At 45.1% G+C, this 14,798-nt stretch carries 12 protein-coding genes; 10 read left to right on the top strand and 2 right to left on the bottom strand.

What is annotated here, in order from left to right:
- The first annotated feature begins 7 nt into the window (after positions 1–7).
- From MH215_RS08415 to MH215_RS08380, 8 genes are all read left to right on the top strand, one after another.
- Positions 8–1,708, top strand: a complete 1,701-nt coding sequence (locus tag MH215_RS08415) for an ATP-binding protein (RefSeq protein WP_239289886.1) — start codon at positions 8–10, stop codon at positions 1,706–1,708.
- 97 nt (positions 1,709–1,805) lie between these two features.
- Positions 1,806–2,780 carry an alpha/beta hydrolase gene (locus MH215_RS08410; protein WP_239289616.1) on the top strand — a complete coding sequence of 325 codons (975 nt, stop codon included), beginning with the start codon at positions 1,806–1,808 and terminating at the stop codon, positions 2,778–2,780.
- 24 nt (positions 2,781–2,804) lie between these two features.
- Positions 2,805–3,152 (top strand): hypothetical protein, encoded by a 348-nt coding sequence (locus MH215_RS08405; protein WP_239289614.1) that lies wholly within the window; start codon positions 2,805–2,807, stop codon positions 3,150–3,152.
- Positions 3,153–3,221: 69 nt separating this feature from the next.
- Positions 3,222–3,656, top strand: a complete 435-nt coding sequence (locus tag MH215_RS08400; protein WP_056700438.1) for a GNAT family N-acetyltransferase — start codon at positions 3,222–3,224, stop codon at positions 3,654–3,656.
- Between the two features lie 221 nt (positions 3,657–3,877).
- Complete coding sequence (locus MH215_RS08395) at positions 3,878–4,336, top strand: MarR family winged helix-turn-helix transcriptional regulator (RefSeq protein ID WP_056700440.1); 459 nt, start codon at positions 3,878–3,880, stop codon at positions 4,334–4,336.
- Positions 4,333–7,500 carry an MMPL family transporter gene (locus MH215_RS08390; RefSeq protein ID WP_239289612.1) on the top strand — a complete coding sequence of 1,056 codons (3,168 nt, stop codon included), beginning with the start codon at positions 4,333–4,335 and terminating at the stop codon, positions 7,498–7,500. The genes MH215_RS08395 and MH215_RS08390 overlap by 4 nt, the downstream gene beginning before the upstream one ends.
- Before the next feature lie 244 nt (positions 7,501–7,744).
- Positions 7,745–8,371, top strand: a complete 627-nt coding sequence (locus MH215_RS08385; RefSeq protein WP_239289610.1) for a GDSL-type esterase/lipase family protein — start codon at positions 7,745–7,747, stop codon at positions 8,369–8,371.
- Positions 8,372–8,530: 159 nt separating this feature from the next.
- A complete protein-coding gene (locus MH215_RS08380; RefSeq protein ID WP_239289608.1) occupies positions 8,531–9,595 on the top strand; it encodes a phosphotransferase in 1,065 nt (354 codons plus the stop codon).
- A 156-nt stretch (positions 9,596–9,751) separates the two neighbouring features.
- On the opposite strand, the gene MH215_RS08375 is transcribed toward MH215_RS08380, so the two are convergent.
- Both MH215_RS08375 and MH215_RS08370 read right to left on the bottom strand, forming a co-directional pair.
- Complete coding sequence (locus MH215_RS08375; protein ID WP_239289606.1) at positions 9,752–10,429, bottom strand: tetratricopeptide repeat protein; 678 nt, start codon at positions 10,427–10,429, stop codon at positions 9,752–9,754.
- 235 nt (positions 10,430–10,664) lie between these two features.
- Complete coding sequence (locus tag MH215_RS08370) at positions 10,665–11,534, bottom strand: AraC family transcriptional regulator (RefSeq protein WP_239289604.1); 870 nt, start codon at positions 11,532–11,534, stop codon at positions 10,665–10,667.
- Between the two features lie 191 nt (positions 11,535–11,725).
- Here MH215_RS08370 and MH215_RS08365 point away from each other — a divergent pair, with 191 nt between their 5' ends.
- Positions 11,726–13,243, top strand: a complete 1,518-nt coding sequence (locus MH215_RS08365) for a tagaturonate reductase (protein ID WP_239289602.1) — start codon at positions 11,726–11,728, stop codon at positions 13,241–13,243.
- Positions 13,240–14,754 carry a UxaA family hydrolase gene (locus MH215_RS08360; RefSeq protein WP_239289601.1) on the top strand — a complete coding sequence of 505 codons (1,515 nt, stop codon included), beginning with the start codon at positions 13,240–13,242 and terminating at the stop codon, positions 14,752–14,754. Before MH215_RS08365 ends, MH215_RS08360 begins: the two co-directional genes overlap by 4 nt.
- Positions 14,755–14,798 lie beyond the last annotated feature (44 nt).

Genomic DNA, 14,798 nt, shown 5'->3' with positions numbered 1-14,798 from the left:
TGATGTGATGTCCCATGAGAATGAGACGAATGACAAGCTACGGAGAACGATTGAACAGCTATCGGATCAGATTATTCGTAGTAAGGAAGATGAAGAGCGTGTACTTGGCGAATTCTCACAAATGAACAATGAACTGGTTACCTTGCAGCGCAAGCTTGCGAAGAATAACGTCAGTTTGGAAGCAGCACGCGAAGAGGCGGTTGCAGCGGGGGAATCTAAGAGTTCATTTATTGCCGTAATTAGTCACGATTTTCGAACTCCGTTAAATGGAATACTTGGCATGGCTGAGTTATTGCAATTATCTCCTTTGTCCGAGGAACAGCGCAATTCGGTAGATGTCATTCAGGAAGCTGCCAAACTTCTGCTTAAGTTAATTCAAGACCTACTGGACATGTCCAAGTTAGAAGCAAAACAGTTGAAACTTGAAATTGGAGAAGTCGATTTGCAATCCATTCTTAAATATATCGTGCGTTTACTCGAACCGAAGATTCAAAAAAATGGAAATGAGTTAATCATTGATTGTGATCCAAGGATTTCTTCCATTTTACAAGGAGATTCGACGCGAATTACGCAGGTGCTCATTAATCTAATTCAGAATGCTAACAAGTTCACACTACAGGGTTCAGTGCGTATTCGTGCGAAACTGATGAATGACAATGAGCGTGCTCAGCGGATTCGATTTGAGGTGGAGGATACGGGGATTGGCATCGCCGAAGAAGATCTGCAAAACTTGTTTAGACCCTACGCTCAGACAGAACGAGGACGTGCAAAAGAATACGAAGGCACAGGGCTGGGGCTGTCCATCTGTAAGTCTTTAGTTTTGCTAATGGACGGTGATATCGGTGTGCATAGTATAGAAGGGAAAGGGTCTACCTTTTGGTTTGAGCTATTGCTAGAGAAGACAGCTACCAATCAAGCAGACGCCTCTCCAGATACTGCTTCCTCCGCTAGTCAATCCTTAGAAACTGTGCCTGAGGCCTCGCTGCCTATTCTCTTAGCGGATGATAACGTCATTAACCGTCAAGTCGTGCTGATGCAACTCAAAAAACTGGGAATCACTGAGGTCGATTCTGTCACCAATGGTGAAGAAGCTGTGGCTGCCTATCTTAGCAAGAAATATAGTTTGATTCTGATGGATAATATGATGCCGATCATGGATGGGCTTGAAGCGACGCGCAAGATCCGAGCTATGGAACAGGATGAAATGCGGCATGCAATTCCGATCATTGCAATGACAGGTAATGTGCTGGACGGAGAGAAGGACAAGTGTCTTGCTGCTGGAATGAACGACTTTATTGGTAAACCATTTACCCTTGAAGCATTAGGCAAAGTTATTGAGAAATGGCAGAACACATCGGAGCATCGTGAAATACTAAATATGAGTATTGTTAATGAGATCGCTGAATTAAATAGTGAAGGTGACCAGACACTGCTGGAGATGCTGCTAGACATGTATCGGTCGGAGACACCAGGCAAAATTGAGGTGCTGCGTAGACATATCGTTTCGGGTGATCATCTGGCTGCTGCAGAGGTGGCTCATGATCTGAAATCTGGAAGTCTCAGCTTAGGGATTGAGTACTGTTCCACCCTCTTTGCACGCATTGAGCAATTAGCGAAGCAAGGTGAGACGATTAAGGCAGAACCGCTACTCGATCAATTGATGCCAGCATATCAAGAAGCGTGCTCTGCACTAGAAAAAGTCATCTGAAGGGTTTGTAGTCTTGGCGGAAGTCGGGACTGCAAACCTGTTTTTGCGCCTAGCATAGGTACGATGTAGGTTGCAACGATGGAGAGAAGGAGAGGCCATGTTAACTCTATATTTTGGAATAGCTATTTTAATTTTAATTCTACTCGTGCTCATAGCAACCTGGGTAGGGGGACTATACTTCTTCAAAACAGCAATTCGGCGCACGCCCAAATCGTTTCTGGTGGATAACCCGAATTTAATGCCTGAACCTGACAATGAATTGATTAGTAGTGCGGCTGATCTAAAGTGGTTGGATCAACAGCATGGAATGAAGGTACGTATACAATCTCATGATGGACTTCAGTTACATGGGACTTGGCTTCCTTCAGCCATGGGATCACACCAAACGGTAATTTTGGCTCATGGATATTCAGGAAGAGGGAGAGAAATGGCTGGCTTTGCACGTTTTTATGCCGAGCAGCGAGGGTATAACGTACTTATGCCTGATGACCGAGCTCATGGTGAAAGTGAAGGGAATATGATCGGTTTTGGCTGGTTGGATCGGTTGGACTACATACAATGGATTGATTGGGTTATTACGAAGATTGGAACCAAAGCAGAGATTGTATTACATGGCATATCGATGGGGGGAGCCACTGTGGTTATGACGGGGGGAGAGAAGCTCCCAGCACAAGTGAAATCCATTATATCAGACTGCGCTTATACTTCGGTTCAAGAAGAGCTTACCTTTCAGCTTAGGCAGCTTTACAAATTGCCGCCATTCCCCTTTATTCCCGTGACCAGTCTCATATCCAAATGGAAGGCCGGTTATTCCTTCACTGAAGCGTCTGCTCTAAAACAGCTTGCCCAGGTAAAGGTGCCAGTGTTATTTATACATGGAGAAGCAGATACGTTTGTGCCCACAGAGATGGTATACCGACTTCATGATGCATGTCCAACGGAGAAGCAGCTACTGACGATTCCGGGTGCAGGACACGGAACAGCCTTCCAGGTGGATCGTTCCAGCTATGTAGCTGCTCTTCATACGTTCTTAGATCAAACGATTAAACGCTCCGTTCCTGAAGGGAAGTAAACACATTGAAAGGAGGTGTGCGACATGTCGCGTATCAGTAGAGTTTGTTCCTATTGTGAGAAACCTATGGGAGCAGATGAATTCAAGTGTAAATCCTGCGGCAATCTGGTGGCCACCAAAACAGCTCAGCCAGAGCGCTCACATATGACGGAGGATTACAACCCCATATTGGACCGATTTGCTATTGTGCTACTCGTCGTCATAACGATTTTCTTTCCTCCAATCGCCATGACCATAGGTGGAGTTATGCTGTTTAATGATCATCCGTATAAGAAGGACACAGGCAAACTACTTGTTACGAGTGCTATTGTTCTAATGATCGTTTTTATATTTATTTTTATTGGAACTGGAACACTGACCATCAGCTTATAACTTGAACTTTGCATGGGTAACGACTACAATACGATAACGGATACAAGCAAGATACAGGAGGAATGAACGTTGTTAATTAATTTGAAATCACGAATTCAGGAGCCTGAGGTACAAGAGTTATTGGCCTATTCGGTCTTTCCTGAACCTGAACATTTGAATCAAGCTATTCAACAATATACGGAGAGCGATGCATTGCATCTTGAAGGGTATGAAGGCGAGGGGCAGCTCATTGGCTTACTCGGTTATATTCACACAGGAGCAGATGAAGTGACGATTAAGCATATTGCCGTATTGCCTGAGAATCGCTTCAAAAATTATGGACGTGGAATGATCGCACAGCTTCTGGAGAAACATAATCCGGATCGTTTGATTGCAGAAACGGATCAGGAGGCTGTCGAGTTCTATCGGAATTGTGGATTTGTCGTGTACAGCCTTGGCGAGTTATATCCAGGCGTTGAGCGGTTCCGCTGCGTGTTGGAGAAGGATGAAGACACGGAAGAATAATCGGTTAAGAATATGGAGTATGAAACTGAATACAAATAAATAAAACATGAAGCAGAACGTTTGAGTTTAGTGAGAACTAAGTCAGACGTCCTGCTTTTTTTTGTTTTGTTTGTAGAGGATAGGAAAAAAGTATTGCTTCGTTATATAGTTTCAGTATAGAATAGTTTCATTGATAAATAGTTTCACAAGTGAACTACTTTTTGAGAGAGGAGAATTAAGATATGAAAACACCAGACGCTCGAAGTTTGGTTAACCGTTACTTGGATGCATCGTTTTTGGTGACCAAACGTTTCGATACTCGAATTCGTGAACGCGTGGGTCAGACGATGACGACAGATCAATTTATTGCATTACGACTGATTAATGAGAAAGAACAATGCACCCCTTCCGATCTAGCAGAGTTGCTCTGCGTGGGCAAGAGTAGTATTACCGCTCTAGTCAACAAACTGGTAGATCGTGATCTGGTACATCGTGCTGGGGATGAGCGTGATCGTAGAGTTGTCTACCTGACTTTAACGGATCACGGGCGCAAGGCATACCGAGAGACAGAGCAAGAGATACAGCAGCTTCTTGAGCCTTATTTGATCCACTTCAAGCCAGAGGATGTATACAATTTTATTGAATCGTTTGAGAAGCTTGCAGCTTTGCTAACGCATGAGGGAGGACCGGAGCAGAAATGAGAACGATTTTGAAAGCAAGATGGTGGCTGATGGGGCTGTGGATCGTTATCGCCGCAGTATTAATGCTAACTGCTCCCAATATGGGAGAGTTAATCCGAGAAAAGGGTCAATTTTCCGTACCCGAAGGATACTCTTCAACGAATGCAGCCGCCATTCTAAATGAAGCTGCCGCGCAAAAAGGCGAGCAGCAGGGTAGCCAGATAGCTCTTGTATTTCATAACCCAGACGGCCTGGGTGAGTCGGGAAAACAAGAAGCAGAGAAGGCTATTCAGCAATTGAAGGCTAAGCAGGAGCAGCTGGGCATTCTGTCTATCCTGGAACCTTTTTCAGAACCTGAATTAGCAGAACAGATGATCTCTGCGGATGGCAAGACAATCTTGACGTCTCTTTCCATTAATCAGGGCGAACGTACTACGAAAGAGATGCGTGATGACCTGAATGAAGCCTTAGATTCGGTCAGCGTAGAGCACTACATAACCGGTAAGGGTCTGATTGATGAAGATACGATCGAAAGCTCCCAGGAGGGACTTAAGAAGTCGGAATACATTACGGTTGTATTTATATTGCTAATTTTATTCCTTGTATTCCGTTCATTTGTAGCGCCATTCGTACCACTGCTTACCGTAGGTGTTAGTTACATTGTATCGCAGCAGATTGTGGCATTCCTTGTGGACGCAGTGAACTTCCCAATTTCTACGTTTACACAGATCTTTATGGTGGCAGTCATGTTTGGTATTGGTACAGATTATTGTATCCTGCTGATTAGCCGCTTCAAGGAAGAGCTAGCACATCATGAGAATACATGGGATGCAATCATTGCAACGTATCGCACAGCAGGCAAAACAGTGTTTTTCTCCGCCTTAGCCGTATTGGTTGGTTTTATTGCCATTGGTTTTGCGCAGTTTATGCTGTATCGCTCCGCTGTAGCAGTTGCTGTGGGTATAGCAGTGATGATGCTCGCCTTGGTAACGATTGTTCCATTCTTTATGGCTGTACTCGGCAAAAAGCTATTCTGGCCTTCAAAAGGTTCATTAGAGCATGCCGAGAGCCGGATCTATGGAGTGGCAGGTCGTTTCTCTTTGAAACGTCCGTGGGCAGCCTTGTTAATTGTAGCAGCCGTTTGTGTACCATTATTAAGCACATACGATGGTAAATTATCGTTTAATAGTTTAGATGAGATTGGTGACAAGTACGATTCAGTCAAAGCGTTCAATATTATATCCGACAGCTTTGGTCCAGGAGAATCTCTACCAGGTCAGGTCGTTATTCAGAACGATGAGACTATGGACAATGCCAAATATATGGCTGTTGCTGAGAAAATTAGCCGTGAGGTAGAGAAGGTTCCGGGTATCTCTGGCGTCCGCAGTATGACACGGCCAACAGGTGAAGAGATCAAAGATTTTGAAGTGACTGAGCAAGTAGGCACTCTCTCCGATGGATTGGGTGAAGGCAAGACAGGTTTGGACAAAATCCGGGATGGCTTGAGTGAAGCCAGCAGCCAGTTAAGCCAAAATGAACCACAGTTAAAAGAAGCAGCTGATGGTGCGGGAGAACTGACCAAAGGCACTACACAGCTGCAGTCGGGAATTACGCAATTAACTGAAGGACTTCGTCAAATTGAAAAAGGTATTCGGGATGGCTCGGCAGGAGCAGGAGATCTTAAAGCAGGGCTTCAACAAGCGAAGTCAAGCGCTGATCAACTCGCAGAGGCGAACAACCAGTTATTACAGGCATACCGCCAAGCAGGAGCAGGGGTTTCGGCTCTTGGTGAAGGTGTTGGTGAAATTGTACAGCAGCTCACCGGCGTTTCAACTGCGCTGACTCAATTAAATGAATCCTTCGCAGCATTGGAAGAGCGTTATCCTGAACTGCAGACCGATGCAGATTATCAGCGGGTGAAGGGAACCATAGGTGAAACCGGAACAGGTTCTGCACAATTAGCGCAAGGTCTGGGACAAATTCAGACGAACCTGGGTGAAGCAACCGCAGGTATTAACCAAGCGAATGAAGGATTTGCAGCAGCGGCAACTGGACAAAAAGCACTTGCAGACGGACTGAGCCAGATTGTAATGGGCATAGGTCAACTGGAGACAGGTTTGAAGCAGGCGGCTAACGGGCAGGGCAAAGTCATTAGTGAAATTCCTACTATTCAAAATGGGCTAGGACAGCTCCAGGGTGGACAGGAGAAAATTCAACAAGGATTTACCGATCTGAGCGGTCAATTGACGCAATTAACAGATGGTCTCAATCAGAGCGTAGATGGTATTAAACAAGTATCAGGTGGTCTGGAATCAGCACAAGATTATCTGACACAGTTGCAAAATTCACCTGATTCGGATCTTGCCGGTTGGTACGTACCTGATGAAGCGTTGAACAGTAAGGAATTCAAACAAGTATTTGATAATTATCTGTCCACAGATCGTAAAACAATGACGATCGATGTCATCTTCGCCGAAAATCCATACGGAACAGAAGCGATTGATCGTGTACCAGATATTGAAGCTGCAGTGCATCGTGCCGTGCAAGGAAGTGCGCTTGAAAAGGCAGATATCGCTGTAGGTGGGGTAACAAGTACCTTTGCTGACTTGCAGGAAATATCCAATAACGATTATAAACGCACCGTTACGCTGATGCTTGTAGGTACTTTTATTATTCTTGTTTTGTTATTACGTTCTGTCATTATGCCATTATATTTGATCGTATCATTGCTTCTGGCATACTTCACATCGATGGCGATAACAGAAACCGTATTTGTTAACATCCTTGGATTCTCAGGCATTAGCTGGGTTACGCCGTTCTTTGGCTTTGTTATGCTCATTGCCCTCGGCGTGGATTACAGCATATTCTTGATGGATCGTTTCAATGAGAATAAAGGTATGAAGGTTCAGGACGCAATGCTCTACGCGATGAAAAACATGGGAACTGTTATTTTGTCTGCCGCGGTTATTCTAAGCGGAACCTTTGCTGCAATGTACCCATCAGGAGTGTTATCCATGATGCAGATTGCTACCGTAGTTCTCAGTGGATTAGTGTTGTACTCCTTGTTATTCTTACCGTTCTTCGTACCAGTCATGGTGAAGATGTTTGGTCGTGCCAATTGGTGGCCATTCCCGAATAAGGAGCAGGCAGAATCCGTTGATTCTGATCGTACCCTTGGCATGTGAGTAAGGAAAAATACTGAGTAAGTAACGAAAGTTATTGCTATAACGCCGTCAGAGGTTTCTGACGGTGTTTTTTGCTTATTAGGAAATGATTTCTTCTATATTATTTAATTGAATAATCGGGGATAACCGTGATCGAACCAAATAAAGGTGAATGCCCAAGGACACTGTCCCGCGCTATGTGTTTCGATTTCTCATACACTATAGCAATGAGTGAGTTATGAGCATGTAGAGAGGAGCGATGGTGATGGTATATCGATATGCGGCGATCGGGGACTCGTTAACCGTAGGTACAGGAGCACTGCTAGGCACGGGATTTGTTCCTTTGTATCGCAGAATGGCAGAGATCAACGTTCGAACATTTGTATCCATGGATAATATGGGTGTGAACGGGCTAACCTCGGGAGAACTATTACAGATGGTGTCCTCGCATAATAGGGTGCGTCAATCGCTTCGAGAAGCAGATATCATCACGATATCCATTGGGGGCAATGATCTCATTCGAACATTCAAAGCAAGTAATGGCGTTCCGGGTACAAGCAAGATGACTCAGGTGCTGGGAGATACACGCAATCATGTTTCGCAGATTATGAAGCAGATCCGCCAGTTGAAGGGCAATAGTGTCTACATGGTGCGAACGATTGGATTGTATAACCCGTTCCCCCAAGCGGCAGAGGCGGCATACTGGGTACAGCAATATAATTCCTTCTTGAATGGTGCGGGATCAAGGTATTATGCATGCGCGCAGGTGTATGACCGGTTTCTGGGACATGAACGTGAATTATTATTCTGGGATCGGGTACACCCCAATGCTAGAGGATATCGTGTCATTGCTGATCAGTTAAACCGAACAGGCTATATTCCTTTTTCCTAAGGCTGATACACCATTGGGGATGATGGCGAAGTCTTTCAATCACTAGACCCGCTTACCTGCTTCCGTTAAGATGAGAATATGTAAGTGTTCTCTGCCTTAGGAGGAGTATCTTAAGCTTGAATAGGTCAGTTGATAATGAAAGGTAAAGGAGTTTTTTTGATGCACAACATTCATTTACGTCCTTCAGATGATCCAGAACAACAGCTAATTCAGCGTGTGCTGTCCACATATACAATGGAACCAAGTTGGGAAGCAGAGCGTGGAAGTGGGGGAATGAACAATTCTACGTATATCATAAAAATGAACGGCGAGCGTTATGTGCTTCGGCAATATGAAACGCATAATGATCAAGCCAAGATTAGGTTTGAGCATGAGGTGCTGCGAACCTTGGGACGTTCCAATTTTGCGATCAAGGTGCCATCCCCTGTCGAAATAAAGGCTGATGAGCATACAAGAACCTTTTTGCCGATTCAGGACTCGACTGGCAAGCATAAGATCGTAGCTTTATTTCGATATTGTGCCGGAAGCAACCCGGTATGGAATACCCCTGAGCAACTATTCGAACTTGGCAGAGCTGCTGGAGCATTATCTTCGGCGATGTCGAAACTGGATATCTTACTCCAACCTGCTTATCCGCCATATTATCAGATTCAAGATGCCTACCCACTGTGCACTCCGCATAAATTAATGCAGCTATGCCAGACACCACCTCCTGAACTTCATGCTTGTGCGGATGATATGCGAGATTTAGCTAGGGTATTACCGGCTCTATTTGAAGCGTTGAATGGAATGGAGCAATTGCCACACCAACTGGTTCATGGTGATCTGAATGCATCGAATGTACTTACCAATGAACAGGGACAGATCTGTGCCATACTTGATTTTGAATTTGCTACATGGGATTTGCGGGTAATGGAGCTCGCTGTTCCAATGTCAGACCTGTTGACACAAGATCAGCATGAAGAATGGATGTGGCTTGCACTAGAGGCGATGATTCAGGGATTCTGTGAGAATGTTACTTTGCAGCCTACTGAACGAGAAGCCATACCGCAGCTTATATTGCTACGAAGTTTAGACGTTGTGATGCATTTTCTTAGTCGCATGTTTGAAGGTACGGATGAACCTGCCGTAGCCGTGCAGCAGATCCAGAAGCTGAAGGAACGTACAGATTGGATGGCTCTCCATGAGGGGCGTTTACGTGAACTACTAGTGCAGGCGATATAATGGTGATTTGCTAGTGAGGGATGTTTGTTTTTTCGTTGTTTACGTCTAGGATTAAAAAGAAGTACACGGTACGATGCCACTGGCAAAGCTCCGTGCACTTTCAATTCATAGCCATATATTCGCTGTGTACACTGCATCAGGCTTAGATCAAGTAGGCTACAGTCCGCGTTTGCGGAACCAGCTTCGCACAGCCCAGCGGCGTTCCTGACGTTTCTTGTACTTAGGAAGCGAACGGTACACATTCAAGGATTGTTCATAAGCTTGCTTTGCATCCGCGTTTCTTCCAAGGGAGCGATATACCGAGCCGAGTAGATAATAAGCTTCGCTTGATGATGAATGGATCTCTTGGAACTGGTTCACGTAATGCAAAGATTTAGTCTGATCTTGATCCTTGAAGCTGCTAGCAAGCGTAAGATAAGGACGACCATACTTCACCCTTGGATTAATATTCAATGCCTGCAGGATATGTTGTTCTCCTTCTTGGATTTTGCCAAGATGCAGCTCGGTTGTGCCTAGTGCTTCCCAGTATTCAGCCGAATGTTCATAAGGGCGCTCAATCTCCAGTAGTATGGCATGTGCTTCCTCATAACGTTTGCGTTCCATTAATAGGCGAGCCAGATCCAGCTTGGAGGAAACCTCGTTGGGATTCATGGCGATCTGCTGGCGTAATCGTGAAATACTACGTAACCGCTTGAGTGGCTTCATGAAGCTAGGGAATACCCCGACGTAACGACGATCCAAGAAATACAGAATAAGAAGAAGTATGAGGATAGCTACGATGGGATTACCTACAATCTGCCAGAGTAAGCCAAAAATCAAAAATTTGATCAGCACGATAAGGTCAACTCCGTTTGTAATGTAATCGCGTATATACACTTAAGAAGAGAGTACCACAACGTCAGGAGGACGTATTGGATTACCTCTTCAAACCATCTTTGGCTTGATCCAAAGATGATGTCTGCCCCTAATCATACCATACGAGGTGTATGGAAGAATATGTTACACTTCAAAAAAATGAGTCACCTTAAAGGGATGAAAAAACATAGGTTATAGAACCATCTGCCATCTGCTAACTGCTCATCGTTCTCCGATAGGCTGCTGGAGTGGTTCCCGTAAGCTTCTTAAACTGACGATAAAAATGAGGCAGGCTCTCGAATCCACAGGCATCTGCGATAGAGGCCATTGTTGCATCACTTTTGAGCAGATGCTCCTTAGCCATAATAACCCGACGTGCAAGTGCATAGTCGGTTAGTGTCATGCCCGTATATCTCTTGAAGGCACGGCTGAAATGAGCAGGTGAGACGGCAGCTTGTTGCGCGAGCTCTGGCAGAGATAAGCCGTTACGAAGTTTGTCGTCGATGCTGCTTAGCGTCGCAGATAACCAGCTTGGCCCAGGTACCGGGCGAGGGGGATTCTCGGGATCTGTGGCATCAAGCCTTTCTAGTGTGATCAACAATAGTTGTAATCTGAGCAACGCGGCGTGTGCGCTAAGATGACTGTTCAGTTCAAACTCATGCTGAATATCTTCAATTAATGCAGCGACTGTGGAACGTTCGGCTGAGGATAGGTGACGTTTATACACTCGACGTTTACGACAACGTTCAAATAGGGCTAGTAATGCGGATGAACTGACACCAGCCGCAGACGCTAATAAGCCTGGGCTGAAGAACAGCGCAGAAGAGGTGACGGGGTTCTTTTCATCAGGTAAGGCTCGATGCACCGTGTTTCCCGGAATAATGAAGAGATCCCCCTCAGTCATATCCTCAAGCCCCATGTCGATAAAAATAGTTCCCTGACCACGATATACATAGATAAGCTCATGCCAATCGTGAAGATGATCGGGCAATTCGTTCTGGGGTGATTTGGTATCTGCATACACCAATCGAAATGGGATGCCTGATTCTGCCTGAATGGTTGTACGAACAGGTGAACGATTCATGCTGTCTCCTTTCCAATCATTACTCAGCTATCCAGAGGAAGAATATGATCATGAAAGAGTATATTTACCGCATTATAAGCAATTTAATTTCCTTTTATTGATGATACAATGAATTTAAAGCGTTTTCAACGGATGCGATAAGATCGTGATCACCATCCGCTGAAGATAAATAAATAATGAGGTGAGTGCTCATGTCGGCTAGCACCAAACGTCCAAGATTAAAGTTAAATTTGCTAGGTAATGATGGACAACGGAAGTGCAAGGAAATCATTGAACGTCCTGTCAAAGTACTGCAGATTGGTGAAGGCAACTTCCTCAGAGGATTTGCTGACTGGATGCTTCACGAGAGTGCAAGACAAGGCAAATTTCATGGTAGCATTGTGGTGACGCAGCCTCGCCCGGGAGGAAAAGCGAAGTTAGAGCAGATCAGAGAACAAGACGGATTGTATACGATGATTACTCGTGGGTTGTCCGATGGTAAACCTGTGGAGCGTACAGAGCTGATCTCCATATTTTCCCGCTGTATGAATCCATATGAAGAATGGCAGGATTTCTTAGAGCTAGCGGAGCTACCATCGCTTGAGTTTGTTATTTCCAACACGACCGAGTCAGGTCTGAAATATATATCTTCGGAATATGTAGAGGGGGAGCCGGTTCAATCCTTCCCTGGCAAACTGACGGTGTTTCTCCACAGACGGTTTGAACGTTTTGCGGGAGACTCAGCTAGAGGATTAATTCATCTTCCTTGTGAACTTCTCGAAGGTAATGGCGATGTGTTGCGTAGCTGCGTCCTTCGTCACAGTGAAGATTTTGGTTATTCAGATGCTTTCCGCACCTGGATTACGGAGCATAATTTATTCTTAAACAACCTGGTAGATCGAATTGTTACAGGAGCTCCAACACAGGACGAAGCAGATGCGTTGACGAATCGCTGGGGATACGAGGATCAGCTGATTAATACAGCAGAGCCTTATCATTTTTGGGCGATCCAAGGGGATGAAGCGTTGGACAAGAAGCTGCCCCTGAAGCAGGCTGGATTAAATGTACATTGGGTAAAAGATCTGAAGCCGTTTCAGCTTCGTAAAGTGCGTATTCTAAACGGTGCACACACACTTATGTCCTCTTTAGGTATTCTTCAGGGCAAGCAGCATGTGCGGGAGACGATGGAAGACCCACAATTCGGTTCATTTATAAGAGAAGCTGTGCATGAAGAGATTATCCCTGCATTGAACATGCCGGATCTCAATTTAGGGTTATATGCAGAAGAAATATTTGAACGATTCCTCAATCCATTCATTGATCATAAATTGCAGGATATTGCATTAAACACCATTGGTAAGTTCAAGGTCCGTGTTCTGCCTACGCTGCTCTCTTACGAACAAAGTGAAGGCAACTGGCCGTCCCGCTTGCTACGTGGATTTGCTGGGCTGTTATATTTGTACCGCCCAGTGAGTACGCCAGAAGGGTATCAGACACAACGCTTGAACGGAGAGTCATTTATATTAAGAGATGACCCTCAGGTTCTATCCCTCTTAGCTGGGTACTGGGAAGACTACGATACATTGAATAGCAATGAGCAACAATTAGATCGTATTATTGGTTCCGTATTATCCGATGCATCCATCTGGGGCGAAAACTTGGATGAACGTGAAGGGCTGCGAGAAGCGCTCGTACACGAAATTTCGCTGCTGAAAGGTGAGAGTCTATGAATACAACAAGTACAGTTCAGGACTGGATTGCAATCCATCCTCAGGATGATGTCATTATAACGCTACGGGAATACACAAAAGGCGAAACGATTGTATTGCCTGATGATGTTTCTTTTGCTCTGCTAGATGATGTACCCCAAGGTCATAAGATTGCGGTGCATCATATCGAAGCTGGTGAAAATGTGATGAAATATGGGTTCTCCATTGGTGTAGCGAAGGAACAGATTGCGCAGGGAAGCTGGATTCACAGCCATAATCTAAAAACGGGTCTGCATGGATTGCTCGATTATGAGTATAATCCGGGACTCGCTTCTAAGACAGAGATGCCTCCCGAACATCTGCGTTCGTTCGATGGTTATCTTCGTCCGAATGGTGAAGCAGGCATCCGTAATGAAATTTGGATCGTAAATACTGTAGGATGCATCAATAAAGTGTGTGAAGCATTAGCACGAATGGGTCAGTCCCAGTTCGGCAATCGTGTAGATGGTGTATTTCATTTTCCTCATCCGTTTGGATGCTCTCAGCTCGGCGATGACTTGAAATATACACAGCAGTTGCTCGCTTCGTTGGTAGAACATCCGAATGCAGGCGGAGTGCTGGTCATTGGTCTTGGCTGTGAGAACAATCAGGTAGACCAGTTCCGTGAATGCATTGCGCCTGAATATCAGGGCAAGGTTCGTTTTCTCAAAGCTCAAGAAATAGACGACGAGTTGGAGGAAGGACTACGCCTGATGGAGGAACTGGTAGAAGTTGCTGAACAGGAAAAGCGCCAGCCGCTCCCACTTAGCAAACTCAAAATTGGTTTAAAGTGTGGGGGATCTGATGGATTATCGGGCATCACGGCCAACCCGCTTGTCGGCTCAGTAGCTGATATGCTTGTCGCGGCAGGGGGGACAGCGATTCTGACAGAGGTGCCAGAAATGTTTGGTGCAGAGACGATATTAATGAATCGTGCTGCTAATGAGCAAGTATTTGAGGACTTGGTCGATCTAGTTAATGGTTTTAAGCAATATTTTGTTAATCATGGTCAGAACATATATGAGAATCCTTCACCGGGTAATAAGGCTGGTGGCATCACGACATTAGAAGAAAAGTCCCTTGGATGCACACAGAAGGGCGGGCGCTCTGAGGTTGTTGATGTGTTGCGTTATGGTAAACGTGTAACAAAGACCGGATTAAATATAGTAGAGGCACCAGGCAATGATCTCGTATCGGTAACGGCGCTTTCTGCTGCGGGTGCTCACATCGTTCTGTTCACAACAGGCCGAGGAACACCGTTTGGTGGGCCCGTACCTACTGTCAAAATTGCGACTCAATCTGATCTAGCGAACCGTAAAAAGCATTGGATTGACTTTAACGCAGGCCAACTGCTCGAAGGTCAGACGATGGATGATGTGAAGGTTCAACTGTTCAGTCAATTAATCGACATCGCTTCTGGACGGAGTCAGACGCTGAGTGAGCAACATGGTTTTCGAGAGATTGCCATATTCAAGGATGGTGTAATCTTATAATTGAATAAGCGAGATTCATTAAAGTAGGATCGTACCCATTGGCT

Source organism: Paenibacillus sp. ACRSA (assembly GCF_022346845.1).
Taxonomy (GTDB): domain Bacteria; phylum Bacillota; class Bacilli; order Paenibacillales; family Paenibacillaceae; genus Paenibacillus.
The sequence above is the reverse complement of the archived record's forward strand: the minus strand, read 5'-3'. Positions and strand labels throughout refer to the sequence as shown.

Excerpts from the sequence above, each read along its gene's own strand:
- MH215_RS08415 (WP_239289886.1), top strand. The coding sequence starts at position 8 with ATGTCCCATGAGAATGAGACGAATGACAAGCTACGGAGAACGATTGAA.
- MH215_RS08360 (WP_239289601.1), top strand. The coding sequence starts at position 13,240 with ATGAATACAACAAGTACAGTTCAGGACTGGATTGCAATCCATCCTCAG.
- MH215_RS08365 (WP_239289602.1), top strand. The coding sequence starts at position 11,726 with ATGTCGGCTAGCACCAAACGTCCAAGATTAAAGTTAAATTTGCTAGGT.
- MH215_RS08410 (WP_239289616.1), top strand. The coding sequence starts at position 1,806 with ATGTTAACTCTATATTTTGGAATAGCTATTTTAATTTTAATTCTACTC.
- MH215_RS08390 (WP_239289612.1), top strand. The coding sequence starts at position 4,333 with ATGAGAACGATTTTGAAAGCAAGATGGTGGCTGATGGGGCTGTGGATC.
- MH215_RS08405 (WP_239289614.1), top strand. The coding sequence starts at position 2,805 with ATGTCGCGTATCAGTAGAGTTTGTTCCTATTGTGAGAAACCTATGGGA.
- MH215_RS08380 (WP_239289608.1), top strand. The coding sequence starts at position 8,531 with ATGCACAACATTCATTTACGTCCTTCAGATGATCCAGAACAACAGCTA.
- MH215_RS08385 (WP_239289610.1), top strand. The coding sequence starts at position 7,745 with ATGGTATATCGATATGCGGCGATCGGGGACTCGTTAACCGTAGGTACA.
- MH215_RS08370 (WP_239289604.1), bottom strand. The coding sequence starts at position 11,534 with ATGAATCGTTCACCTGTTCGTACAACCATTCAGGCAGAATCAGGCATC.
- MH215_RS08395 (WP_056700440.1), top strand. The coding sequence starts at position 3,878 with ATGAAAACACCAGACGCTCGAAGTTTGGTTAACCGTTACTTGGATGCA.